The organism is Bradyrhizobium sp. CCBAU 25360 (genome assembly GCF_028128695.1).
Classification (GTDB): Bacteria; Pseudomonadota; Alphaproteobacteria; order Rhizobiales; family Xanthobacteraceae; genus Bradyrhizobium; species Bradyrhizobium ottawaense.
On record NZ_LBJA01000045.1, the window covers coordinates 804,302 to 829,057 of the forward strand.

General features: G+C 65.0%; 23 protein-coding genes. 14 read left to right on the forward strand and 9 right to left on the reverse strand.

All coding sequences use genetic code 11. The features are described from left to right. Complete coding sequence (locus tag XH81_RS38065) at positions 1–1,182, reverse strand: bifunctional 2-C-methyl-D-erythritol 4-phosphate cytidylyltransferase/2-C-methyl-D-erythritol 2,4-cyclodiphosphate synthase (protein WP_028144680.1); 1,182 nt, start codon at positions 1,180–1,182, stop codon at positions 1–3. 280 nt (positions 1,183–1,462) lie between these two features. Between XH81_RS38065 and dusB the strand changes: the two genes are divergently transcribed. The 7 genes from dusB to fabI all read left to right on the forward strand — a co-directional run bounded on the left by dusB (position 1,463) and on the right by fabI (position 10,825). Further along, complete coding sequence (gene dusB, locus XH81_RS38070; RefSeq protein ID WP_085967554.1) at positions 1,463–2,464, forward strand: tRNA dihydrouridine synthase DusB; 1,002 nt, start codon at positions 1,463–1,465, stop codon at positions 2,462–2,464. Continuing rightward, on the forward strand, positions 2,461–3,630 hold the full coding sequence (locus tag XH81_RS38075) for a two-component system sensor histidine kinase NtrB (protein WP_028144678.1): 1,170 nt from the start codon (positions 2,461–2,463) through the stop codon (positions 3,628–3,630). Before dusB ends, XH81_RS38075 begins: the two co-directional genes overlap by 4 nt. Before the next feature lie 9 nt (positions 3,631–3,639). Next, positions 3,640–5,082 (forward strand): nitrogen regulation protein NR(I), encoded by a 1,443-nt coding sequence (gene ntrC, locus XH81_RS38080; protein WP_028144677.1) that lies wholly within the window; start codon positions 3,640–3,642, stop codon positions 5,080–5,082. A 532-nt stretch (positions 5,083–5,614) separates the two neighbouring features. Continuing rightward, positions 5,615–7,831, forward strand: coding sequence for a DUF3141 domain-containing protein (locus XH81_RS38085; protein WP_049824285.1), 2,217 nt, complete (start codon positions 5,615–5,617; stop codon positions 7,829–7,831). Positions 7,832–7,860: 29 nt separating this feature from the next. Continuing rightward, entirely contained in the window at positions 7,861–8,820 is a 960-nt protein-coding gene (locus XH81_RS38090; RefSeq protein ID WP_097668645.1) for a phosphate acetyltransferase, read from the forward strand. 5 nt (positions 8,821–8,825) lie between these two features. Next, a complete protein-coding gene (locus XH81_RS38095) occupies positions 8,826–10,040 on the forward strand; it encodes an acetate/propionate family kinase (RefSeq protein ID WP_028144674.1) in 1,215 nt (404 codons plus the stop codon). Then, positions 10,037–10,825, forward strand: a complete 789-nt coding sequence (gene fabI / locus XH81_RS38100) for an enoyl-ACP reductase FabI (protein WP_028144673.1) — start codon at positions 10,037–10,039, stop codon at positions 10,823–10,825. Before XH81_RS38095 ends, fabI begins: the two co-directional genes overlap by 4 nt. 13 nt (positions 10,826–10,838) lie before the next feature. On the opposite strand, the gene XH81_RS38105 is transcribed toward fabI, so the two are convergent. From XH81_RS38105 to XH81_RS38115, 3 genes are all read right to left on the reverse strand, one after another. After that, entirely contained in the window at positions 10,839–11,489 is a 651-nt protein-coding gene (locus XH81_RS38105; RefSeq protein ID WP_038946758.1) for a 3-oxoacid CoA-transferase subunit B, read from the reverse strand. A gap of 3 nt (positions 11,490–11,492) precedes the next feature. Beyond that, entirely contained in the window at positions 11,493–12,140 is a 648-nt protein-coding gene (locus XH81_RS38110) for a CoA transferase subunit A (RefSeq protein WP_028144672.1), read from the reverse strand. A gap of 75 nt (positions 12,141–12,215) precedes the next feature. Next, on the reverse strand, positions 12,216–12,392 hold the full coding sequence (locus XH81_RS38115) for a hypothetical protein (RefSeq protein ID WP_244439099.1): 177 nt from the start codon (positions 12,390–12,392) through the stop codon (positions 12,216–12,218). A 47-nt stretch (positions 12,393–12,439) separates the two neighbouring features. Here XH81_RS38115 and XH81_RS38120 point away from each other — a divergent pair, with 47 nt between their 5' ends. The 4 genes from XH81_RS38120 to hflX all read left to right on the forward strand — a co-directional run bounded on the left by XH81_RS38120 (position 12,440) and on the right by hflX (position 18,159). Continuing rightward, positions 12,440–14,836 carry a sensor histidine kinase gene (locus XH81_RS38120; protein WP_028144671.1) on the forward strand — a complete coding sequence of 799 codons (2,397 nt, stop codon included), beginning with the start codon at positions 12,440–12,442 and terminating at the stop codon, positions 14,834–14,836. A gap of 17 nt (positions 14,837–14,853) precedes the next feature. Beyond that, positions 14,854–16,224, forward strand: a complete 1,371-nt coding sequence (gene ntrX / locus XH81_RS38125; protein ID WP_018320442.1) for a nitrogen assimilation response regulator NtrX — start codon at positions 14,854–14,856, stop codon at positions 16,222–16,224. Positions 16,225–16,516: 292 nt separating this feature from the next. Continuing rightward, a complete protein-coding gene (gene hfq / locus XH81_RS38130; protein WP_007591126.1) occupies positions 16,517–16,765 on the forward strand; it encodes an RNA chaperone Hfq in 249 nt (82 codons plus the stop codon). An 11-nt stretch (positions 16,766–16,776) separates the two neighbouring features. Beyond that, positions 16,777–18,159, forward strand: coding sequence for a GTPase HflX (gene hflX / locus XH81_RS38135; RefSeq protein WP_028144670.1), 1,383 nt, complete (start codon positions 16,777–16,779; stop codon positions 18,157–18,159). Between the two features lie 19 nt (positions 18,160–18,178). On the opposite strand, the gene XH81_RS38140 is transcribed toward hflX, so the two are convergent. Then, positions 18,179–18,637: a GNAT family N-acetyltransferase gene (locus XH81_RS38140; RefSeq protein ID WP_028144669.1), complete on the reverse strand. Its 459-nt coding sequence runs from the start codon at positions 18,635–18,637 to the stop codon at positions 18,179–18,181. 13 nt (positions 18,638–18,650) lie between these two features. Beyond that, positions 18,651–19,469, reverse strand: a complete 819-nt coding sequence (gene mazG / locus XH81_RS38145) for a nucleoside triphosphate pyrophosphohydrolase (protein WP_038946760.1) — start codon at positions 19,467–19,469, stop codon at positions 18,651–18,653. Positions 19,470–19,595: 126 nt separating this feature from the next. Here mazG and queC point away from each other — a divergent pair, with 126 nt between their 5' ends. After that, a complete protein-coding gene (gene queC / locus XH81_RS38150; RefSeq protein ID WP_028144667.1) occupies positions 19,596–20,309 on the forward strand; it encodes a 7-cyano-7-deazaguanine synthase QueC in 714 nt (237 codons plus the stop codon). A 207-nt stretch (positions 20,310–20,516) separates the two neighbouring features. Here the strand turns inward: queC and XH81_RS38155 are convergent, their stop codons facing one another. Genes XH81_RS38155 through nthA form a run of 3 tightly spaced genes read right to left on the reverse strand, consistent with a single transcriptional unit; the run spans position 20,517 to position 22,185 of the window. After that, positions 20,517–20,894 carry a nitrile hydratase accessory protein gene (locus XH81_RS38155; protein ID WP_028144666.1) on the reverse strand — a complete coding sequence of 126 codons (378 nt, stop codon included), beginning with the start codon at positions 20,892–20,894 and terminating at the stop codon, positions 20,517–20,519. After that, a complete protein-coding gene (nthB, locus tag XH81_RS38160) occupies positions 20,891–21,553 on the reverse strand; it encodes a nitrile hydratase subunit beta (protein ID WP_028144665.1) in 663 nt (220 codons plus the stop codon). The genes XH81_RS38155 and nthB overlap by 4 nt, the downstream gene beginning before the upstream one ends. Then, positions 21,550–22,185, reverse strand: coding sequence for a nitrile hydratase subunit alpha (nthA, locus tag XH81_RS38165; protein ID WP_028144664.1), 636 nt, complete (start codon positions 22,183–22,185; stop codon positions 21,550–21,552). Before nthA ends, nthB begins: the two co-directional genes overlap by 4 nt. Before the next feature lie 122 nt (positions 22,186–22,307). Here nthA and XH81_RS38170 point away from each other — a divergent pair, with 122 nt between their 5' ends. Both XH81_RS38170 and XH81_RS38175 read left to right on the forward strand, forming a co-directional pair. Next, a complete protein-coding gene (locus XH81_RS38170) occupies positions 22,308–23,114 on the forward strand; it encodes an enoyl-CoA hydratase/isomerase family protein (RefSeq protein WP_028144663.1) in 807 nt (268 codons plus the stop codon). Between the two features lie 111 nt (positions 23,115–23,225). Further along, entirely contained in the window at positions 23,226–24,698 is a 1,473-nt protein-coding gene (locus XH81_RS38175; protein WP_028144662.1) for a DASS family sodium-coupled anion symporter, read from the forward strand. Positions 24,699–24,756 lie beyond the last annotated feature (58 nt).

Sequence of the window (24,756 nt, forward strand, 5' to 3'; positions counted from 1 at the left end):
CTAGACGCTCCAGGGAAGACGGATGGTGGCGCTCGCGGTGGCCGCGATGCCTTCCTCACGGCCGGTGAAGCCGAGCCGCTCGCTGGTGGTCGCCTTCACCGCGACGCGCGAGATGTCGACGCCGGAAATCTCGGCGATGCGCGCGCGCATGGTGTCGCGCAGCGGACCGATCTTCGGCCGCTCGCAAATCATGGTCACCTCGAGATTGGCAACGCGGCCACCGCGCTGAGTGACGCGTTCGATGGCGTATTTCAGGAACTGGTCGGAGGAGGCGCCCTTCCACTTCGCATCGCTCGGCGGAAAGTGCGAGCCGATGTCGCCGTCGGCGAGCGCGCCGAGGATGGCATCGACCAGCGCATGCAGGCCGACGTCGCCGTCGGAATGGGCGAGAAAACCCTTGGTGTGCGGCACGCGTACGCCGCAGAGCATGAGATGGTCGCCTTCGCCGAAGGCGTGCACGTCATAGCCGGTGCCGGTCCTGATATCGCCGAGCTGGGCAGCCAGGCGCGCTTCCTCGCGCACGAAATCCTCGGGAGTGGTGAGCTTCATGTTGGCAACATCGCCTTCAAAGGTTGCAACCGTCAATCCCGCCCATTCGGCAATCGCGGCATCGTCGGTGAAATCGCTGCGGCCGTCCTTCGCCGCGCGACGATGCGCTTCGAGGATGACGTCGAAACGAAAGGATTGCGGCGTCTGCGCGATTCGCAGGCGCGCGCGGTCCGGCGTGCCCTCGACATTGCCGCCATCGCCGGTGAGCTTGATGGTGTCGGTGACGGGAACGGCGGGGATCGCAGCGCCAGTGCGGCTCGCCGCCTCGATCGCACGCGAGATCAATCCTTCCGAGACGAAGGGGCGCGCGGCGTCGTGGATCAGCACGATATCGGGCTCGTGCTTGACCAGCGCCTCGAGGCCGGCAAGCACCGAGGCCTGCCGGGTCGCACCGCCATTGGTCGGCGGCTCATGCTTGAGCCCCGCGACCGCGGCCGTGAACATGGCGCTGTCATCGGGGTTCACCACCGGCTGCACCACAAACACGTCGGCGTGGCGGCTGAAGGCTTCCATGGCGCGATAGATCACGGGCACGCCGCCGATCTCGCGATATTGCTTCGGCCCGCCGGCGCCTGCACGCAGTCCACGCCCGGCTGCCACGAGGACGACTGCGGTGCGTTGTGATTTCGCCATAGGACTCGAATACTCGGTTGGTGATGAAGAGTCGGGGAGTGGGGTGATTGCCGCATGCCTCTAGCACGGCAGGCCCGCAAAAAAAGGGGGTTTCCCCGGATTGTTGGAAACAGCATTTTGCTGCACTGCACTTGAAAGATTTGCAGAATTGTCTAAACTGTAGGCATGACGCTTGACTGCACAAGAATTGTGCGCAAGATAGGTCATGGCAGGCGCGATGAGGCCCTGCCCAGTCAACGAGACCCCTGTGACCGGTTCGGCAGCATCCGGCTCTAAGCCGTTGAAAATAGGCGATATTGATGTCGCCACCCCGGTCTTCCTGGCACCGATGTCGGGGGTGACGGACTCGCCCGTCCGCCGGTTGGCTGCCGAGCTTGGCGCGGGTCTCGTCGTGTCCGAAATGACGGCCAGCGATGAGCTCGCGAGCGGCCACCGGATGTCCCGGTTGCGCTGCGAAGCCACCGGGATCGGCCCGCACGTGGTCCAGCTCGCCGGGTGCGAGACGCACTGGATGGCGGAGGGCGCCCGGATCGCCGAAGCCGAGGGCGCCGACATCATCGACATCAACATGGGCTGTCCGGCCCGCCACGTCACCGGCGGCCAGTCCGGTTCGGCCTTGATGCGCGACCTCGACCATGCCGTCAGCCTGATCGATTCGACTATCGCGGCGGTGAAGGTGCCGGTGACGCTGAAGATGCGGCTCGGCTGGGACGACCGCAGCCGCAACGCGCCGGAACTGGCGCGGCGCGCGGAAGCCGCCGGCGTCAAGCTCGTCACGGTGCATGGCCGCACCCGCAGCCAGTTCTACAAGGGTGAGGCCGATTGGGATGCGATCCGCGCCGTGCGCGAGGCCACCTGCCTTCCACTCGTCGTCAACGGCGACATCACGACTTACGACAAAGCGCTTGCGGCGCTCGAGGCCTCCGGCGCCGATGCCGTGATGATCGGCCGCGGCGCACAGGGCCAACCCTGGCTGCCCGGCCAGATCGGCCGCCGCCTGAACGGCGGGGCGGCTGAGGCCATGCCGACGCTCGCCACCCAGCTGCATTACGTCCGCACGCTTTATGAAGGCGTCTGCGCGCTTTACGGCCTGCGCGTAGGCCTCAAGCACGCCCGAAAACATCTCGGCTGGGCGCTCGACGTCGCCGCGGCTGCGAGCGGCGCTCCGGTCGAGAAGCTGAAATCCTGGCGCCAGAAGATCCTGACCTCGGAGGATCCGCGCCTCGTCCAACAGTCGCTGCAGGATGCCTTCGACGATTTCGGATGGAGCGCTGCTGCATGAGCTCCGCCGCTGACCATCGCCGGCCCGCCGACAGCGACGCGATCCTGGATGCGTTGCCCAATCCCGTGCTCATGATCGGGCCGGACGGCAAGATCGTCGCCGCCAATATCGCGACCGAAGCCTTCTTCGACATCTCGACGCAGTTCCTGAAGCGGCAGTCGCTGAAAGAGCTGGTGCCGTTCGGCAGCCCCTTGCTGGCGCTGATCGACCAGGTGCGCTCGTCGAACTCGCCGGTGAACGAATACAAGGTCGATCTCGGCACGCCGCGGATGGGCGGCGACCGCCAGGTCGATCTGCATGTCGCTCCGCTGACCGAGCGGCCCGGCCATATCGTGGTGATGCTGCAGGAGCGCTCCATCGCCGACAAGATGGACCGCCAGCTCACCCATCGCAGCGCGGCGCGCTCGGTCATCGCACTGGCCGCGATGCTGGCGCACGAGATCAAGAATCCGCTCTCCGGCATCCGCGGCGCGGCGCAGCTTCTCGAGCAGCAGGCCTCGTCCGAGGACCGCATGCTGACGCGCCTGATCTGCGACGAGGCCGACCGCATCGTGACGCTGGTCGACCGCATGGAGGTGTTCGGCGACGAGCGTCCCGTGTTGCGCGGCCCCGTCAACATCCATTCGGTGCTCGACCACGTCAAGCGGCTGGCGCAGTCCGGCTTTGCCCGCAACATCCGCTTCATCGAGGACTACGATCCCTCGCTGCCGCCGGTGCTGGCGAACCAGGACCAGTTGATCCAGGTGTTCCTCAATCTCGTGAAGAACGCCGCAGAAGCCCTGATCGACGTCCCCGACGCCGAGATCCAGCTCACCACCGCGTTCCGCCCCGGCGTGCGCCTGTCAGTCCCCGGTCAAAAATCCCGGGTATCCTTGCCGCTCGAATTCTGCGTGAAGGACAACGGACCAGGCGTGCCCGACGATCTTCTGCCCAACCTGTTCGATCCCTTCGTGACCACCAAGCAGACCGGCTCGGGGCTCGGCCTGGCGCTGGTCGCCAAGATCGTCGGCGATCACGGGGGCATCATCGAATGCGAATCTCAGCCGCGCAAGACCACCTTCCGCGTGCTGATGCCGATGTATTCCACATCGGTGAAACATGCCGATCAAAGCAGTCGCGCCGACTCTGCCGGGAAGCCGTCGCCTGCGTCACAGGGGGCGAAATGAGGATTAACGATGCCCGCAGGTAGCATTCTCGTAGCCGATGACGATACCGCCATCCGCACCGTTCTCAATCAGGCACTGTCCCGCGCCGGCTATGAAGTGCGGCTGACCGGCAATGCCGCAACGCTGTGGCGCTGGGTCAGCCAGGGGGAGGGCGATCTCGTCATCACCGACGTGGTGATGCCGGACGAAAACGCCTTCGACCTCTTGCCGCGGATCAAGAAGATGCGGCCGAATCTGCCCGTCATCGTCATGAGCGCGCAGAACACCTTCATGACGGCGATCCGCGCCTCCGAGCGCGGGGCCTACGAATATCTGCCGAAGCCGTTCGACCTCAAGGAGCTGATTGCCATCGTCGGCCGCGCGCTGGCCGAGCCGAAGGAGCGGGTCTCGACGCCGGACGAGGACGCCGAGATGGAGGCGATCCCGCTGGTCGGCCGCTCGCCCGCGATGCAGGAAATCTACCGCGTGCTCGCGCGCTTGATGCAGACCGATCTCACGGTGATGATCACGGGCGAGTCCGGCACCGGCAAGGAGCTGGTGGCGCGCGCGCTGCACGATTACGGCAAGCGCCGTAACGGCCCGTTCGTCGCGGTCAACATGGCGGCGATCCCGCGCGACCTCATCGAATCCGAACTGTTCGGCCATGAGCGCGGCGCCTTCACCGGCGCCAACACCCGCGCCTCCGGCCGGTTCGAGCAAGCCGAGGGCGGCACGCTGTTTCTCGACGAAATCGGCGACATGCCGATGGAGGCACAGACCCGTCTGCTGCGCGTGCTGCAGCAGGGCGAATACACCACCGTCGGCGGCCGCACCCCGATCAAGACCGACGTGCGCATCGTCGCGGCCTCCAACAAGGATCTGCGCGTCCTGATCCAGCAGGGCCTGTTCCGGGAAGATCTGTTCTTCCGCCTCAACGTCGTGCCGCTGCGGCTGCCGCCGCTCCGCGAGCGCATCGAGGATTTGCCCGATCTCATCCGTCACTTCTTCGCGCTGGCCGAGAAGGACGGCCTGCCGCCCAAGAAGCTCGACGTGCTGGCGCTGGAGCGGCTGAAGCAACACCGCTGGCCCGGCAACGTGCGCGAGCTGGAAAACCTCGCCCGGCGCCTCGCCGCGCTCTATCCGCAGGACGTGATCACGGCTTCCGTCATCGATGGCGAGCTCGCGCCGCCCTCGGTCAGCCCGGGTGCCGCGGTCCAGCAGGGCGTCGACAATCTCGGCGGCGCCGTGGAGGCGTATCTGTCCTCGCACTTCCAGGGCTTTCCCAACGGCGTGCCGCCGCCCGGCCTCTATCACCGCATCCTCAAGGAGATCGAGGTGCCGCTGCTCACGGCCGCGCTCGCTGCCACCCGCGGCAACCAGATCCGCGCCGCCGACCTGCTCGGCCTCAACCGCAACACGCTGCGCAAGAAGATCCGGGATCTCGATATTCAGGTCTATCGGAGCGGGGGCTAGTTCCCTCGCGACAAACGCTAAACGCGTTTACGCGGACGGTGGCTCAGCTCCCCCTACCAAAGCGGAGCTGAGCCTGTCCGGATCGCGCTGGCCGTTTTGGCTGACGCGGTGAGCAGAAGTCGGAAGGGGGCCGAAATGTTCCGCGGTCACACATGTTCCGCGGTCACACAAGGGTGAGGAATTCAGCCGCCCGCGACGGCAATCCATCACCTGAACAGTCGTTCGGTCGACGGCACCAGGCGCGCTACGTCTGTCGTCGGCTCCTGCAGACCAGGACCGTTGACCAGCAGATCGGACGCCACGATCAGCAGCAGAACGGCAGAAACCATTATCGCGAGGAAGAACCTATCCATGCCGGGTCAAGCCGGAAGGGCCGGAAACAGTTCCCCGTCTGACATTATCGATCTACCTCTAGAAGGTTCTAAGGTTCTGGCGTCCGCTATGCCCGGAACCGCCGACCGTTGACCTATGTCAACGTCGCCGGTGACATCTCTCCTTGACTGGCCTCGCACGACAACGAGGTCAGATTGCGATGGAAAATCTGAAGCTGCCTGCCGGTCCCATGTCGGGGTTGGTCACCTCCGCCGTGGAGTATCTGGTCGATGCCGGACAGCGGAGCGTGTTGTTTCTGGATATCATGCGACAACGCGGCGACCAATATCGCGAGCACGTCGCGCAGACCGCACCGCATGTGCTGCAATATGCCGCCGAGTTGATTACGGACGGCCGCAAACTCGACGAGCCTGTCAACTACGCGCTCGTGCGCATCATCCCGCCCAAGAATGTCGCGATCGACATGAGGCGGCGGCCGTTCGTCGTCGTCGATCCGCGCGCCGGCCATGGTCCCGGCATCGGCGGCTTCAAGGCGGACAGCGAAATCGGTGTCGCGATGAAGGCGGGACATCCCTGCTACTTCATCGGGTTTCTGCCCGAACCCATGCCCGGCCAGACGATCGAGCGCATTGCGCGAGCCGAAGCGAAGTTTCTTGAAACTGTCATCAGCCGTCACCCCGACGCCGACGGCAAGCCTTGCGTCATCGGCAATTGTCAGGCCGGCTGGGCGATCATGATCCTGGCGTCGCTAAGGCCGGAGCTGTTCGGACCGCTGATCATCGCCGGCGCGCCGCTCGCTTATTGGGCGGGCGTCCATGGCAAATATCCGATGCGCTATTCCGGCGGCCTCTTGGGCGGAAGCTGGCTGACGGCGCTGACGAGCGATCTCGGTGCCGGCAAGTTCGACGGCGCCTGGCTGGTGCAGAATTTCGAGAACCAGAACCCCTCGAACACGCTCTGGACCAAGCAATACAACGTCTATTCCAAAGTCGACACCGAGGCCGACCGTTATCTGGACTTCGAGCGATGGTGGGGCGGTCACGTCAACCTCAATGCCGAAGAGATCCAGTTCATCGTCGACGAACTGTTCATCGGCAACAACCTCGCCGCTGGCCGGATCGAAATGTCGGACGGGGAGAAGGTCGACCTGCGCAATATCCGCTCGCCGATCGTGGTGTTCTGCTCCAAGGGCGACAACGTCACCCCGCCGCAGCAGGCGCTGGACTGGATTCTCGACTGCTACGCCGACGTCGATGAGATCAGGGCATATGGCCAGACCATCGTTTACACCATTCACGAAAGCATCGGTCATCTCGGGATCTTCGTGTCCGGCGGCGTCGCCAACAAGGAGCATGCCGAATTCTCCAGCAACATCGACCTGATCGACGTGCTCCCGCCCGGGCTCTACGAGGCGACGTTCGAGGCGAGGGGCAGCGAGACGCTCAACGCCGACCTTGCAACGGGACAATGGGTAATGCGTTGCGAGGCCCGAACGCTCGGCGACATCCGGGCCATGGGCGGCAATTCCCCCGAGGACGAGCGGCGGTTCGCCACCGCCAAGCGCATCTCGGAGCTCAATCTTGCAGCCTATCAGAAATTCGTGCAGCCCTGGATCAAGAAGATGGTGACGCCAGAGGCGGCCAACTGGGCGCGCGGCATGCATCCGCTGCGAATGCAATATGAGGCTTTCAGCAGTCAGAATCCATGGATGTCCATGGTGAAGGCGGCGGCCGATCGCGCCGAAGAGAAGCGCAGGCCGGTATCGCAGGACAATCCGTTCCTGGCCTTCCAGGAGCAGGTGTCGAAGCAGATTGTGCATGCGCTCGATAGCTGGCGCGATGCCCAGGAGGCGTTAAGCGAGACCCTCTTCCTCAACGTCTATGGCTCACCTGCGCTCCAGGCCGCGGTCGGCATCGACCCCAACGCCGTGCCGACACGGCGCCGCGAGATGTCGGACGAGCATCGCGCCATGCTCGAAAGCAGGATTGCGGAGTTGAGGGCGAAGATTGGTGACGGCGGCCTGCGGGAGGCTGCTATCCGCGCGCTGCTCTATATCGGCTCCGCGCGCGGCATGGTGGACGAGCGCAGCATCGAGGCGCTGCGCCAGGTCAGGCGCGACCATGCCGGCTCCCGGATGACCCTGTCCGAATTCAAGATGCTGGTACGCGAGCAGTTCTTCATGCTGCTGCTCGACCGCGAGGGCGCCGTGGCGGCCATTCCAAGGTTGTTGCCCGAGGACATGAACCGGCGGCGCGCGGCCTTCGCGGCGATGCGCGAGGTGCTCTCGGCAAGCGCGGACATCACCGGCGAGCGCGCCAATCGCCTGAGGCGAGTCGCCGAGTTGTTTGGCCTGGACGGAGAGGGCGAGATGACGTCGAACGTCGCGCCATTCGATCCCCAGGCAAGAGCGTCGTAGCGCGGTTTGGCGAAAGCGGGAGTGACCTCATGTCGGCCGATATGACGCACGAGACCGGCGGCAAGTACGACCGGCTGATCGCGGCGGCGAGGGCTGCGCCCCCGACATCGACCGTCGTCGTGCACCCCTGCGACGAGACTTCGCTGCGCGGGGCGATCGACAGCGCCGGCGCGGGGATCATCCGTCCGATCCTGGTCGGGCCGGAAGGGAAGATCATGGACACCGCCGCGAGGTTCGATCTGGACATATCAAGCTTCGAGATCGTGCATGCCGCCCATAGTGACGACGCCGCGGCCAAGGGCGTCGAGCTCATCCAGGCCGCCAGAGGCGAGCTGTTGATGAAGGGCAGCCTTCACACCGACGAGTTGATGCGCGCGGTCACGGCAAAGACCGGCGGCCTGCGCACGGATCGGCGCATCAGCCATGTCTTTGTCATGGATGTGCCGACTTATGCCGAGACGATTTTCGTCACCGACGCCGCGATCAATATCTTTCCCGATCTCGATGCCAAGCGCGACATCATCCAGAACGCGATCGACCTCTACAATCAGGCCGGCTTTGGCCGAACGCCGCGCGTGGCGATCCTGTCGGCGGTCGAGACCGTGACGTCCAAAATTCCGTCGACCATCGAAGCCGCCGCCCTCTGCAAGATGGCCGATCGCGGCCAGATCACCGGTGGCGTGCTCGACGGTCCCCTGGCGTTCGACAACGCCATCGACCCGGAAGCGGCACGTATCAAGGGCATCGAGTCCGAGGTCGCCGGTCGTGCACAGATCCTGGTCGTTCCAGATCTGGAGTCTGGCAACATGCTGGCCAAGAATCTCGCCTATTTCGCCAAAGCGGATGGTGCCGGCATTGTCCTTGGCGCGCGGGTACCCGTCGTCCTGACGTCGCGCGCCGATACGCCGCGTGCGCGCATGGCCTCCTGTGCTGTGGCGGCGCTCTACGCGCACGCCCGGCGCCAGAAGGCGCCGTCAGTGGCCGCGTGATCGCCATGGACACGATCCTGGTCGTCAATGCCGGCTCTTCGAGCGTCAAGTTTCAGGTCTATTCGGCATTGGGCGACGGTGCGCTCCGGCGTCAGATCAAGGGACAAATGGACGGCATCGGCAGCCGCCCGCGCCTGCGCGCCAGCGGTGCGAGCGGCGATGCGCTGGCCGATCGCGCCTATTCGGTTGAAGCTGTGCCCGATGTGCCCGCCGCCATGTCGGTTGCCGGCAACTGGCTGCGCGACGAGCTCCGGATTACGCCGATCGCGGTCGGTCATCGCGTCGTTCATGGCGGGCCGGACCATGTCCGCCCGGTCCTGATCGACCACGGCGTCGTCTCCCGCCTCGAACGCCTTGTCGACTTGGCGCCGCTGCATCAGCCGCACAATCTCGCGCCGATCCGCTCGCTGCTCGCGAATTTCCCTGGGCTGCCGCAGGTGGCGTGCTTCGACACGGCATTTCACCGCACGCATGATCTCGTCGCCGATCACTACGCGATTCCGCAGCAGCTCTATGCCGAGGGTGTGCGGCGCTACGGCTTTCACGGGCTCTCCTACGAATACATCGCCCGCGCGCTGCCCGGCGTGGCGCCCAAGATCGCCAAGGGGCGGGTCATCGTTGCCCATCTCGGCAGCGGCGCCTCGATGTGCGCGATCAAGGAGGGGCGCAGCGTCGAGAGTACCATGGGGTTCACGGCGCTCGACGGGCTGCCGATGGGAACGCGTCCAGGGCAGATCGATCCCGGGGTCATCCTCTATCTCATCGCCGAGAAGGGCATGCCGGCCGCGAAGGTGCAGGACTTCCTCTATCGAGACTGCGGTCTGAAGGGGCTTTCCGGCGTCAGCAACGACATGCGCGAGCTGGAAGCTAGCACGGACCCGCGTGCGCGGCTCGCAATCGACCATTTCGTCTACCGGATCGGCCTCAACGCGGGCATGCTGGCTGCCGCCTTGCAGGGCCTGGATGCCTTCGTCTTCACTGCCGGCATCGGGGAGAACTCGGCATCGATCCGCGCACGTATCGCCGAGCAGCTCGGTTGGCTCGGCGTCCGCCTCGATGCCGGTGAGAACGCCCACCATGCGCCCCTGATCTCGGCAGCCGACAGCCGCGTCCCCGTCTACGTCATTCCGACCGACGAGGAGCTGATGATCGCACAGCATACGCTATCGCTATTGATGGACGGTCAGTTGATCAACACGAGACCTAAGAGGGTGTCATGATCCCAGTATTTCCGGACAGCAAGGTCGCCCTGAAGGGAAAGAAGGGACTGATCGTCGGCATCGCCAACGACCAGTCGATCGCCTGGGGATGCGCGCGCGCGTTTCGTGCGCTCGGTGCTGATCTCGCGGTGACCTATCTGAACGACCGCGCCAAGAAGCATGTCCAGCCGCTGGCGCAGGCGGTGGAAGCGCCGATCTTCATGCCGCTGGACGTGATGGCCGAAGGGCAGACCGAGGCGGTGTTCGAGCGCATCGCGTCGGAATGGGGGCAGCTCGATTTCATGCTTCATTCCATAGCCTTCTCGCCGAAGGAAGCGCTGCACGGCCGTGTCGTCGACGTCGGCCGTGACGGCTTCCTCAAGACCATGGACGTCTCGTGCTGGTCGTTCTTGCGGATGGCTCATCTCGCCGAGCCGCTGATGAAGAACGGCGGCACGCTTTTCACCATGACCTATTACGGCAGCCAGATGGTGGTGGAGAATTACAACGTGATGGGTGTCGCGAAAGCCGCGCTGGAAGCCTCGGTCCGCTATATCGCCGCGGAGCTCGGCCCGAAGGGCATCCGCGTGCACGCGATCTCGCCGGGTCCGCTAGCCACCCGCGCGGCTTCGGGGATTCCCGAGTTCGATGAGCTCATGGACAAGGCGCAGTCGAAGGCGCCGGCGCGCAGTCTCGTCAGCATCGACGATGTCGGGAATGCCACCGCGTTCCTCGCGCTCGACGGCGCCAAGCTGATCACGGGCGGCGTGCTCTACATCGACGGCGGCTATCACATCATCGATTGAGGCCGCCGACGGATCAGACGTTCATTTCCGGGACGTTGTCGGGAACAGCCAGCTCGGCTTCCGTGAGCGCCATGACGTCGCCGACACTGACCCCGGGCGCGGTCTCCAGCAGCGTCGCCTTGCCGCCGGAGAAGCCGATCACGGCCAAGTCCGTGACGACGAGATCGACCGACCGCGCCGAGGTCAGGGGCAGGGTGCATTTGGCGACGATCTTCGACTTGCCCTTGGCCGCGTGCTGCATGGCGACGATCACCCGCCTGGCACCGCTGACGAGGTCCATCGCCCCGCCCATGCCGGGCACCATCTTGCCGGGGATCATCCAGTTGGCGAGGCGGCCCTGCGCGTCGACTTGGAGGCCGCCGAGCACGGTGACGTCGACATGGCCGCCGCGGATCAGCCCGAACGACATCGCGCTGTCGAATGTGCTGGCTCCCGGCAGCGCGCTGATCGGGCGTCCGCCGGCGTCCGTCAGGAGCGGATGCGCCATTCCCGGCTCGGGAATGGGCCCGGTGCCGATCAGGCCGTTCTCCGATTGAAAGAAAACCTTGAGATCGGAGGGCACGTAGTTCGCAACCAGCGTCGGGATGCCGATGCCGAGGTTGACGAGGTTGCCCTCGCGGAGCTCCCTGGCGACGCGGCGGGCGATAATGATCTGCGGGTCCATGGGTCACCCGTTCATAACGAGGTAATCGACGAGCGGCGCCGGCGTCATGACATGGTCGGGCGCGATCACGCCGACTGGTACGATATGCTCGGCTGTCACGATCACCGTATCGGCCGCCATCGCCATGATCGGGTTGAAATTGCGTGCGGTCAGCGCATAAGCGAGATTGCCGAGATGGTCGGCGAGAAACGCGTGGAGCAGCGCGTATTGCGCCGTCAACGCCGTCTCCAGCAGGAACGGCTTGCCCTCGATCTCGATCTCTCGCTTGCCTTCGGCGACAACGGTGCCGACGCCGGTCGGCGTCAGGACGCCGCCCAGGCCGCAACCACCGGCCCGGATGCGCTCGACGAGGGTGCCTTGCGGCACGAGATCGACCTCGATCTGGTTCGCCAGCATCTGCTGCTGGGCCTTGGGATTGAGCCCGATATGCGTCGCGGTCAGACGCGACACGAGCGATGCGTCAAACAACTTGCCGACGCCTTTACCCGGTAGTGCGGCATCGTTGCAGATCACCGACAATCCGGTCTTCTGCTGCCGGACCAGTTCATCGAGCAAGCGCTCCGGTGTTCCAATGCCCATGAAGCCGCCGACCATCACGCTGGCGCCAGCGGGAATCATCGCAACGGCTTCTTCAACGGCCACAGCCTTCATGGGCGGAACTCCGGTCGGGCAATGAGCCCACATTGGCGCGAGCGGCCACCGCGCACCCTTGATCTGCGTCAAGGCTCACCCTCGTTCGCGAATGACGATGCCGGTGCCTTTGTCCAATTCCGTCCAGAGACGGTACGATTGCTGACCGATCAGATCACGACACGCGCCGCCAGAGCTGTGGATGCGCCGGTCCGCCGCGGTGGGGGCGCCGCGGAATTGTCGCAATTCGGCAACAATGTGGTACGAATACATCAGTATCCGCCCATCGCGGCCCCGTTTTCAGCACCACCATTGCCGGAATGACCAGCGCAGACACCTCGGCCGCACACTTTGACACGGCCCCAGCGGAAGAGCCCCGGCGTTGGTCGGCGCGGCGCTGGCTGGCGCCCTTTGCCGTGGCGCTGGCGCTGCTCTCGGCCTTCCTGACCTTCCTGGTTCTGACCGGCCTGACCACGATCGAGCCGACGCCGGCGGTGGTCCGCTCGATCTACCTGATCAACGCGGCGACGATCCTGCTGCTGGTCGGAATCATCGTCCGCGAGCTCTGGCAGCTGATCCTGGCGCGGCGGCGGGGCAGGGCGGCGGCGCGGCTCCATGTCCAGATCGTCAGCCTGTTCTCGATCGTGGCGGTGCTGCCGGCGGTGCTGGTCGCCGTCGTCGCCAACGTCACCATCGAACGCGGCCTCGACCGGCTGTTCTCCGGCCCGACCAAGGAGGTGATCCAGAATTCGCTGACGATCGCGCGGGCCTATATGCAGGACCATGCGCAGCTGATCCGCGGCGACATTCTCGGCATGGCCAACGATATCGCGCATGCCCGGCCGCTCTATGACCAGGATCGCCGCTCGTTCCGGGAGATGCTGAGCGCCAGCGCCAGTTCCCGCAACCTGCCGGGCGCGATGATCATCGACAAGAACACCAACATCCTGGAATCCGCCGACACCGGCATGCGGCTCGCCTATTCGCCGCCCGCGTCCGACTTCCTCAGCAACGTCAACGAGTCCGAGCCCGAGATCGCGGTCCTTCCCGATGCGAGCTTCGTGGCCGCCGTGATCCGGCTGCGCGCCTTCAGCGACACCTTCCTCTATGTCGCCCGTCCGCTTGATCCGAATGTCGTCAATCAGCTCAAGCAGACCGAGGTCAGCGTCGCCGAATACGCCCAGATCGAGTCGCGCAGGCTCGGAATCCAGGTTGCCTTCGCGCTCATGTTCGCCGTGATCGCGCTGACCATCCTGATGGCCTCGGTGCTGATCGGCCTGAACTTCGCCAATTCACTGGTCTCGCCGATCCGGCGGCTGATGAACGCGGCCCACACGGTCTCGACCGGCGACCTCCATGTCCAGGTGCCGGTGCACCAGTCGGAAGGCGATCTCGCCCAGCTAGGCGAGACCTTCAACAAGATGACTCAGGAATTGCGCAGCCAGCGCGACGAGCTCGTCAACGCCAGCGACCTGATCGACAGCCGCCGCCGCTTCATCGAAGCGGTGCTGTCCTCCGCAAGCGCCGGCATCATCGGCGTCGACACCTCCGGCAGCGTCGGCATTTTGAACCGCTCGGCCGAGAAGCTGATCGGGCACGCCGAATCGGAAACGCTTGGTCATCCGCTTTCCGACGTGCTGCCCGAGCTGGACGAGATGATGAAGGCGGCGCGGGAAGGGAGCCAGCGTCTAGTGCAGGGCCAGATCACGATCACCCGCGACGGCACCGAGCGCAATCTCTCGGTCCGCGTCAGCGCCGAGAAGAACCAGCCGCATGACAGCTACATCATCACGCTCGACGACATCACCGAGCTGGTCTCGGCGCAGCGCACCTCGGCCTGGGGCGACGTGGCGCGGCGCATCGCGCATGAGATCAAGAACCCGCTGACGCCGATCCAGCTTTCGGCCGAGCGCATTCGCCGCAAGTTCGGCAAGGGCATCACAGAGGCCAAGGACAAGCAGATTTTCGAGCAGTGCACCGACACCATCGTGCGCCAGGTTGACGATATCCGCCGCATGGTCGACGAGTTCTCGCGCTTTGCACGGATGCCGAAACCGGTGATGGAGGGCGAGGACGTCGCCGACGCCGTGCGGCAGGCCGTGTTCCTGATGAAGGTCGCCCATCCCGAGATCGATATCGAGGCCGAATTCAAAGAGGATCCGCTCCGCGCCCAGTTCGACCGGCGGCTGATCTCGCAGGCGGTCACCAACATCGTCAAGAACGCCACCGAAGCGATCGAGCAGGTCCCGCCGGAGGAGCTCGGCAAAGGTCATATCGACGTCGTGGTGTCGCGTCAGGGCGAGGACGTGCTGATCGACGTCATCGACAACGGTATCGGCCTGCCCAAGGTCGCGCGCTCGCGGCTGCTCGAGCCCTATGTCACGACGCGCGCCAAGGGCACCGGCCTTGGCCTTGCGATCGTTGGCCGCGTGCTGGAAGACCATGGCGGACGCATCGAGCTGAAAGATGCTTCCGACTTCCGCGAGGGCCAGCGCGGTGCCTGGATGCGGATGCGCTTTGCGATCTCCGGGCAACCCGCGAAGTCCGAGGGAGCCGAGCAGGCCCCGGCGGCCGCGGTCAAGGAAGCAACCGGCGAGCAGGCCGGCGCTCCTGTCAAGGACCCGGCGCAGGAAACAAAAGAGCTGGCGGCCGAAACCAAAGAGGCCGCTGAAAAGACCAATGATTCAACGAAAATCGAAGCCTCGACAGGCATCTGACAAGACAGGCGCGACCCATGGCAAGTGAAATTCTGATTGTCGATGATGAGGCCGATATTCGAGATCTCGTCGCAGGCATTCTCGAGGACGAGGGTTTTGTCACGCGGACTGCGCGCGACAGCGACTCTGCACTGGCTGAAATCGCCAACCGGCGGCCGCATCTGGTGTTCCTCGACATCTGGCTGCAGGGCTCCAAGCTCGACGGCTTGCAGCTGCTGGAGCAGGTCAAGAAGGACAATGCCGACCTGCCGGTCGTGATGATCTCCGGCCACGGTAACATCGAGACCGCGGTGGCCGCGATCAAGCGCGGCGCCTACGACTTCATCGAGAAGCCGTTCAAGGCCGACCGGCTGATCCTGGTCGCGACCAGGGCGCTGGAGAACTCGCGGCTCAAGCGCGAGGTCAAGGAGCTGAAGCAGCTGGCGCCGAGCGCAAGCCAGCTCGTCGGCCGCTCGCCGAGCATGAACCAGTTGCGCCAGACCATCGAGCGCGCGGCCAAGGCCAACAGCCGCATCCTGATCGTCGGTCCCGCCGGCGCCGGCAAGGAATTGACGGCACGCACGCTGCATACGGCCTCGGGCCGCGCCGACGGTCCCTTCGTCGTCATCAACGCCGCCGCGATCACGCCCGAGCGCATGGAGCACGAGCTGTTCGGCGTCGAGCAGTCCAACGGCGAACAGGCGCGCAAGCCCGGCGCGCTCGAGGAAGCCCATGGCGGCACGCTGTTCATCGACGAGATCGCGGACATGCCGCGCGAGACCCAGAACAAGATCCTGCGGGTGCTGGTGGAGCAATCGTTTCAGCGCGTCGGCGGCACCGCCAAGGTGCAGGTCGATGTGCGCATCATCTCCTCGACCGCGCGCAATCTCGAAGAGGAGATCGCGGCCGGCCACTTCCGCGAGGACCTCTATCATCGGCTCTCGGTGGTGCCGATCCGCGTGCCTGCGCTCTCCGAGCGGCGCGAGGACATCCCGGAATTGATCGACTATTTCATGGAGCAGATCTCGGCCGGTAGCGGCCTGCCCAAGCGGCAGATCGGGCAGGACGCGATGGCGGTGCTGCAATCGCATGTCTGGCCGGGCAATGTGCGCCAGCTCCGCAACAACGTTGAAAGAGTCATGATTCTGGCCGCCGGTGGACCGGAGGTCATCATCACGGCCGACATGTTGCCGCAGGACGTCGGCTCCATGGTGCCGGCGATGCCGACCAGCAACAATGGCGAGCACATCATGGGCCTGCCGCTGCGCGAGGCGCGCGAAGTGTTCGAGCGCGACTATTTGATTGCACAGATCAGCCGTTTTTCAGGAAATATTTCTCGCACAGCCGAGTTCGTTGGCATGGAACGGTCGGCGCTGCATCGAAAGTTGAAAGCGCTCGGTGTCGGCTAGCGCGTTTTTGTGCAAGGAAAACGCCGTCGAAACAAGATTCTAACGCCGCGACGTTGCGGCGACACCTTTGACGAAAACGAGGAAATTCATCGATTTCCGTAGTTTTTCGGGGCAATACCGCGCCAGCTGCCGCGTGAAGCGGCTTGCCTAATAGGTCCACCTGTCCTCTAATTGCACAGCTGTTCCTTCCGAGGGGGATCTCATGAGGAACGGCAACCGGGAGAGGCTCCGACCTTCACAAAGAGGGCCGCAACCGGCGCAATAAAAAGAAACTCAAAGCGAGAAAAAAACAATGGCGGCAGACCGCGCACAAAACCTACAGGACACCTTCCTTAATCACGTTCGCAAAACCAAGACGCCACTGACGATCTTTCTGGTCAACGGAGTGAAGCTCCAGGGCATCGTGACCTGGTTCGACAATTTCTGTTTACTGCTTCGGCGCGACGGTCATTCGCAGCTCGTTTACAAGCATGCGATCTCGACCATCATGCCGGGTGCGCCGATCCAGTTGTTCGAAGGCGGCGAGGATCAGCCGGCTTGAGAGTGATCTGATTGGAACCCCGGAATTTCGACGGGGATGCCGACCGTCCACGGTCGGCAGGGGCTAAGCAGACGGGGCGGGTGCTTGTCATCGGCCCCTATTTGCGGGTGCGCGCAGGCGGTGCCGACGCGCAATCGGAGACTCATATCCAGCGCAACGCCGAGGCCCGGCTCGATGAAGCCGCCGGCCTCGCGCGTGCGATCGATCTCGTCATAGCCGACGCCATCATCGCGCCGATCAGCCAGATCCGTCCCGCGACCTATATCGGCAAGGGCAAGGTCGAGGAGATCGCCGCACTCGCCAAGAGCCTCGATGTCGAGCTCGTGGTGATGGATTGCGCGCTGGCGCCGATCCAGCAGCGCAATCTTGAGAAGGAATTGCACGCCAAGGTGCTCGACCGCACCGGGCTGATCCTGGAAATCTTCGGCCGCCGCGCCAAGACCAAGGAAGGCTCGCTCCAGGTCGAGCTCGCGCATCTCAACTACCAGCGCTCGCGCCTGGTGCGATCATGGACCCATCTGGAGCGCCAGCGCGGCGGCTTCGGCTTCATGGGCGGTCCCGGCGAGACGCAGATCGAAGCGGACCGACGCCTGATCCAGGAGCGCATCTCCAAGCTCGAAGGCGAGCTGAAGAAGGTGCAGGCGACGCGGCGGCTGCATCGTGCCGGCCGCCAGCGCGTGCCGTATCGTGTCGTGGCGCTGGTCGGCTACACCAATGCCGGCAAGTCGACGCTGTTCAACCGCCTGACGCGTGCCGACGTGCAGGCTGCCGACATGCTGTTCGCCACGCTCGACCCGACGCTGCGCGCCCTCAACCTGCCACATGGCGGCAAGGCGATGCTGTCGGACACCGTCGGCTTCATCTCCAACCTTCCGACGCAGCTCGTCGCCGCCTTCCGCGCCACGCTGGAAGAGGTGCTCGAAGCCGACGTCATCCTGCATGTGCGCGACATATCCCATGAAGATGCCGAGGCCCAGCAGAGCGACGTCGACGCCGTGCTGCGCCAGCTCGGCATCAACCCCGATGATTCCGGCCGCATCATCGAAGTCTGGAACAAGATCGACCGCTACGATTCCGAGCAGCGCGAAGAGCTGTTGAACATCGCCGCGCGCAGGCCGGAGGACCATCCCGCGATGCTGGTCTCGGCCGTGTCAGGCGAGGGGGTCGACGCCCTGCTTGCCGCGATCGAGGAGCGGTTAGCGGCCAAGCGCACCACGCTCGACCTCTCCATCGACGCCGCCGACGGCGCCGGCATCAGCTGGCTGCACCGCAATGCCGAGGTGCTGGCCAAGGAGCTGCACGACGGCCGCTTCGACATGACCGTACGGGTCGACGAGACCAAGCGGGATATCGTGGTGAACAGGTTCGACGCAGTGCCACGCCTCTCGGCCTAGGCGCTGCTGCCTGAGAAGATCACCTCGACAGATCGAGGCTCATGAACTGGTTGTGCAGGCTCGCCTGATAGTCGGCGAACGGCGCGCAGGGCACGAAGCCGACACTGCGGTAGAGCGAGATCGCGGGGCCGTGCAGCGGCGCAGTGCCGGTCTCCAGGCTGAGACGCGCATAACCGCGCTTGCGGGCTTCGGCAACGATGTGGTCCAGAATAGCTCGCCCGACCCCGGTTCGCCGCGCAGTGGGCGCGGCCCGCATCGACTTCACTTCGCCATGCGTCTCATCCAGCTGCTTCAGGGCACCGAAGCCAGCTAGCACTCCGTCTTGCCAAGCAGTCCAGAACGTCACCGACGAGGCCGACAGGCCGCTCGCGTCGAGCGCCTGCGCGTGCTCGCCCATGACGCTGCGGAGTTCTTCGAGGTGATGTGCCAACAAGTCGGCGACATGCGGTGCCTTCGGATCGTCCTGCCTGATGTCCACTGCGTGCCCCGTATCAAGTGGCGGTCTTCGCCGCATTCCACAGCGCATCCATCTCCGCCAGCGACGCCTGCTCCAGCGTGCGGCCCTGCGCCTCCAGCGACCGTTCGATGTAGGCAAAGCGCCGCTCGAATTTTGCGTTGGTCGCACGCAATGCGGCCTCCGGATCGGCATCGACGTGGCGGGCGAGGTTGACGAGGGCGAACATCAGGTCACCGGTCTCTTCCGCAATCTCCTGCTTGTCGTTGCGGTCGAGCGCGGCCTCGATCTCGTCGGCTTCCTCGCGGATCTTTTGCAGCACCGCGCGCGGGTCGTTCCAGTCGAAGCCGACGGTGGAGGCCTTGCGCTGCAGCTCCATGGCGCGGGTCAGTGCGGGCTGGCCGGCCTTGACGCCTGACAGCAGCGATTTGTGCGCAGGCATGTCCTCCGGCGCCCGGCGCGCGGCGCGCTCGGCTTTTTCCTCCGCCTTGATGCGGTCCCAGACTTCCTTGACATGGGAGGAGGCGAGATTGCCGTCCTTGTCGGCGAAGACGTGGGGATGGCGCCGGATCATTTTTCGCGTGATCGCCTCGACGACATCTCCGAAAGCAAAGGCGTTCTGCTCCGAAGCCATCTGGGCGTGGAAGACCACCTGGAGCAGGAGGTCGCCGAGTTCCTCACGGAGATCGTCGAGATCGCCGCGGCTGATGGCCTCGACCACCTCATAGGCCTCCTCGATCGTGTAGGGCGCGATCGTCGCAAAATCCTGCTCGAGGTCCCAGGGGCAGCCGGTCACCGGCGTGCGCAGCGCCGCCATGATCTCGATCAGGCGGGAAATGTCGCGGGAAGGGGTCATTGCGGGGCGCTCTCCTGGCTCCAAAACCTTATGCCAAAAGCGGCCCGCCGTTCCCAGCGTCGCGGCGCGGAACGGGCCGATTTCCACCGATTGGCGGGCCGCGTCCGCAGTGCTAAAGCGCGGACCATGAGCGACGCAATTTCATCACAAACCGCGCTGGTGCTGTTTTCCGGCGGCCAGGACTCCACCACCTGCCTCGCCTGGGCGCTCAGCCGCTTTGCACGCGTGGAGACGCTGGGGTTCGACTACGGCCAGCGCCATGCCATCGAGCTCGATTGCCGCGACCGGCTGTTCGACGGCATCAAGGGCTTGCGCGCCGATTGGGCCGCAAAACTCGGCGAGAGCCATACGCTGTCGATTCCGACGCTGGCGGCAGTGTCCGAGACGGCGCTGACGCGCGATGTCGCGATCGCGATGGGCGCCGACGGCCTCCCCAACACCTTCGTACCCGGCCGCAACCTGGTGTTTTTGACCTTCGCCGCGGCGCTGGCCTATCGGCGCGGCATCACCCATATCGTCGGCGGCATGTGCGAGACCGACTATTCCGGCTATCCCGATTGCCGCGACGACACCATCCGCGCCATGCAGGCCGCGCTCTCGCTCGGCATGGCCAGACCATTCGAGCTGCACACGCCCTTGATGTGGATCGACAAGGCCGCGACGTGGCAGCTGGCGCAGGATCTCGGCGGCGAGGGGCTGGTCGACCTCATCCGCGAGCATTCCCATACCTGCTATCTCGGCGAACGCGGCGCGCAGCACGAGTGGGGCTATGGCTGCGGCGAGTGCCCGGCGTGCAGCCTGCGGGCGAAGGGGTGGCGGGAGTTTGTGGCGGGGAGGTAGATTCGTTGCACTGCTCTCGTGCCCCGGATGCAGCGCAGCGCTCCCGCGGCGATGCGAAGCATCGTCCGGCAGCGGTGCGCTGCAGAGCCGGGGCCCATGCTTCCGCAAGGTATCGTGTCGCCGTCTGGGTCCCGGCTCTGCGCCGCAACGCTTGCGCGTTGCAGCTTGTCCGGGACACGAGCGTCGCAACGCCGAACTTCGCGCCAGCTAACCAAAATCCTCCGGCCTGAGCTCGATCGGCTTGCCGTGCGGGGTGCGATCGGCCGCATGGTCCCAGGCGTCGCGGTAGCGGTGCAGGGTTTCCGTCGAGGCGACGCCCTTGCGCGCAACCAGACCCTCCAGCGTGGCGAGCCAGTGCAGATAATAGGTCTCGCCCGTATCGGGATCGCCGGCCGCCTGCGCGCGCTTGATCTCGGAGGCCAGGCTTGCTGCCCATTCCGGCCAGGTGAAGACGCCGCGCTCGTGCAGCGTCAATGCCATCGCGAACGCGTGCGCCTCCCACGGCGCGCGGAACACCGGGCCGTCGTCATCGCGGGGAATGCTGGGTATGGCCGCGGTGGCTGCGGCAGCAGCGGTACCGCTCATCGCGCCGGGTCCAGATAGGGCTCGAACGCGTCGATCGAGACTTTCAGGGTGGGATCACCATCCTCGCCCCAGAGATCACGGCCTTCGAACACCACCGTGTAAAGCCACTGCGGGTTCTCGCCGAGCTCCATCGCCGCTGAATCCGGAAACACGTGGCAGCCGTGGTTCAATTCGACCACGCCGACATGGCCGCGCACATAGCGCGGCAGCCGCGTATGCGTGGCCGGATGGATGTTCCTGGCGCGCACGCGATCGCCGATCTTGAACTTGGCGGGCGCGGGGGCAGGGCGGGCGAACTTGCCGCGCACCATGGTGCGCTCGACGCCTTCGACCTTCAGCTTGCCGTGCTTGAGGGCCTTGGCAGGCTGCATCGCGTGGCGGGCGGCGAGTTCCTCGCGGGTGAGGTAGCCCTTCTCGATCAGCATCTCCTCGAGCCCGAGAAACCATTTCTTGTAATAGGAGCTCGACAGATACACGTGCGGCGGGATCATCTCGCGATAGAAGCGCGAGGTGTCGATGTTAAAGGCGCCGGCCGCGCCCATTGCACGCACCATCGCCAGCACGCGGGATTCCCATTCCGCATGGAACACCGGCTCGTTGGGCTCGGGTTCGACCTTGCCGAACCCGTCCATGCCGCCCATGTCGTGCACGCCGTTCATGACGGCGCTCCGGGCTGTCGCGGGAAGCCGGTGCCGATCATGGAATCGCGCGTGACGAGCTCGGCGAGCTGTTCCTCGCTCCAGCCCTCGGTACCTTCGGGGCGCATCGGCAGCACCAGAAAGCGCGTTTCGGCGGTGGAATCCCACACCCGGATCTCGATGTCCTTCGGCAGGGTGACGTCGAAGTCGGCGAGCACGCCGCGCGGATCCTTCACGGCGCGGGAGCGATAGGGCGCCGCCTTGTACCAGACCGGCGGCAGCCCCAGCATTTCCCAGGGGTAGCAGGAGCACAGCGTGCACACGACCATGTTGTGGCGCGCAGGCGTGTTCTCGACCACGACGAGATGGTCGCCGACGCGGCTGACATGGCCGAGCGTGCCGATCGCCTTGGAGCCATCCTCGAGCAGCGCCTTTTTGAACGCCGGATCGGTCCAGGCCTTGGCGACGACGCGTGCGCCGTTGTGCGGGCCGATCTTGGTCTCATAGGCCTGGATGATGGCGTCGAGCGCGGCGGGCTCGACATAGCCTTTTTCGGTCAGGATCGTCTCGAGCGCGCGCACGCGCAGCTCGGTCTCCGACAGCTCGGAATGGTCGTGATCGTGGTGGTGGTGATGGTCGTGATCATGGCTCATGGCGGCGAAGATTAAGCGCAATGGCCCAGGCCTGTCGAGTATGCGCTGCGGCGCAACCGGGTCCCATATTCGTGAGGCCGGATGTAGGCTAGCATCGCCGCAAAGCAGATGGGGAGACGTTGGTGACGGACTACGTGAAGATCGAAAAGGGCCTCGGACCCGAGGGACGGATTGCGGTGGTGCGTTTCGATCGGGGCGACGGCATCAACGCCCTGTCACCCGAGGCAATGCGGCAGCTGACCGCGGCGGCGCGCAGCTTCGAGGACGATGCCGCGACGTCGGTCGTCGTATTGACCGGCAGCTCGGGCGCGTTCAGCGCCGGCTTCGACCTCAAGGACGCCGAAGGGCGCTCGCGCAAGGAGATGGACCTCGGCACGCTGCGGCGGCACCTCAAGCTCGGACCGCGCCTAACGCACACCTGGCAAGAGATGGAGCAGATCACGATCGCGGCGATCGAGGGTTTTTGTGTCGGCGGCGGCGTGGCCCTCGCCGTCGCGCTCGACTTCCGCATCATGGGCCGCGATGCACATCTGCGCGTGCCCGAAATCGGCCTCGGCATGAACATGAGCTGGCAGAGCATCCCGCGCATGCTGCACCTGATGGGGCCGGCCCGCACCAAGCAGGCGGTGATCCTGGCTGATGAGCGCATCTCAGCGGATGAGGCCCATCAATGGCGCCTGGTGGAGCAGGTGGTCGATCCCGGCCATGCCTTCGATGCCGCCATGGATCTTGCGCGCAAGGTCGCCGCGCAGCCACCGCTCTCGGTCGCGATGACCAAGCTGACCGTCAACCGGCTCGCGCATGCGCTGGACGATCTCGCCAGCCACATGGACGTCGACCAGTTCGCGCTCGCCAGCCTCAGCGAGGATCACAAGGAGGGCGTCGAGGCGTTCCTGGGCCGCCGCAAGCCACGCTTCAAGGGGCGATAGATTGATGCCAGGCCATTGATCGCACAACCGGCAGTTCGTATACGCGGCGCAGGGACAAGAGCAGGCTCGCCCACGGGCCGCACAGGCGACGACGATCGAGGGGGAGGGCCCATGACTGCTAGCTCGCAGGCGCCGGAGGCGAAAGGCTTTCGCTGGAAACTGGTCGCGCCGCTCGCGGTGTGGCTGGTGATCTATCTGTGGCCGGTGCCTGCAGGGCTCAACGTCAATCAGTGGCACTATTTCGCCGTGTTCGCGGCCGTCATCACCGGGCTCATCCTGGAATCGATGCCGGTCGGCGCGGTCGGCTTCATCGGCCTCACGGTCGCGGGCGTTGCCGGCTATATCGATCCCGATCCCGGCAAGTCGCTGCGCTGGATGCTGGCGGGCTTTGCCGAGAGCACGGTCTGGCTCATCGTCGGCGCCTTCGTGTTCTCGATCGGCTATCGCAAGAGCCAGCTCGGCCGGCGCATTGCATTGGTGCTGGTGCAGCGCCTTGGCCGCAACACGCTCGGCCTTGGCTATGCCGTGGCGATGTCCGACTTCCTGCTCGCGCCGGCGACGCCGTCGAACACCGCGCGCAGCGGCGGCATCGTCTATCCCATCATCAGCAACATCCCGCGCATCTATGGCTCCGAGCCGGGGCCGACCGCCGGCAGGATCGGCACCTATGTGATGTGGACGGCCTTCGCCGCGACCGCCGTCACGAGCTCGCTGTTCTTCACCGCGCTTGCGCCCAACGCGGCGGCGCTGGCGATCGCCAAGAAGACCGCCGGGGTCGAGGTCAGCTGGGGCCAGTGGTTTCTCGGCTTCGCGCCGCTCGGCATCCTGCTGATGGTGCTGGTGCCGCTGCTCAGCTATTTGGTCTGCCGTCCCGAGGTGAAGCGCAGCCCGGAAATCACCGAATGGGCGGCGAAGGAACTCGCCGGGATGGGCCCGATGTCGCGCAACGAGTGGATCATGCTCGGCCTGATCGTGCTCGCGATGTTCCTGTGGATCGCAGGCTCCAGCCCGGACATCCACGTGCCCGTGCTCGGCTCGAACTTCGTAAATGCCACCACCGTGGTGTTCATCGTGATCTCCCTGATGCTGGTGACCGGTGTGATCGAGTTTGCCGACATCGTCAGCGAGAAGAGTGCCTGGGAGGTGTTCTTCTATTTCACCTCGCTGCTGACGCTGGCCTCCGGCCTCAACGAGATCGGCTTCATCAAATGGTTCGCGACCGAATACGCAAAGCCGCTCGCCGGGCTATCGCCGTCGACCGCGATGCTGCTGCTGGTCGCGCTGTTCTTCTGGATCCACTATTTCTTCTCGAGCATCACCTCGCATGCCGCCGCCGTGCTGCCCGTCGTGCTCGCGGTCGGATCGGGCATTCCCGGTCTGCCGGTCACGACCCTCGCCATGCTCTGCATGTACTCGCTCGGCCTGATGGGCGTGATCTCGCCTTACGCGACAGGACCGGCGCCGATGTATTTCGGCAGCGGCTATATCGGAAAGGGCCAGTTTTGGGGTTTTGGCCTGCTCTTCGGGCTGCTCTATTTCGCAGGTCTTCTGCTGATCGTGCTGCCCTGGTTGCAGATGGGATGAGCCCGGGCGGGAGACTGATACCCTCTGCGAAGGAATATTCTTCTCCGGAGAGGGATTG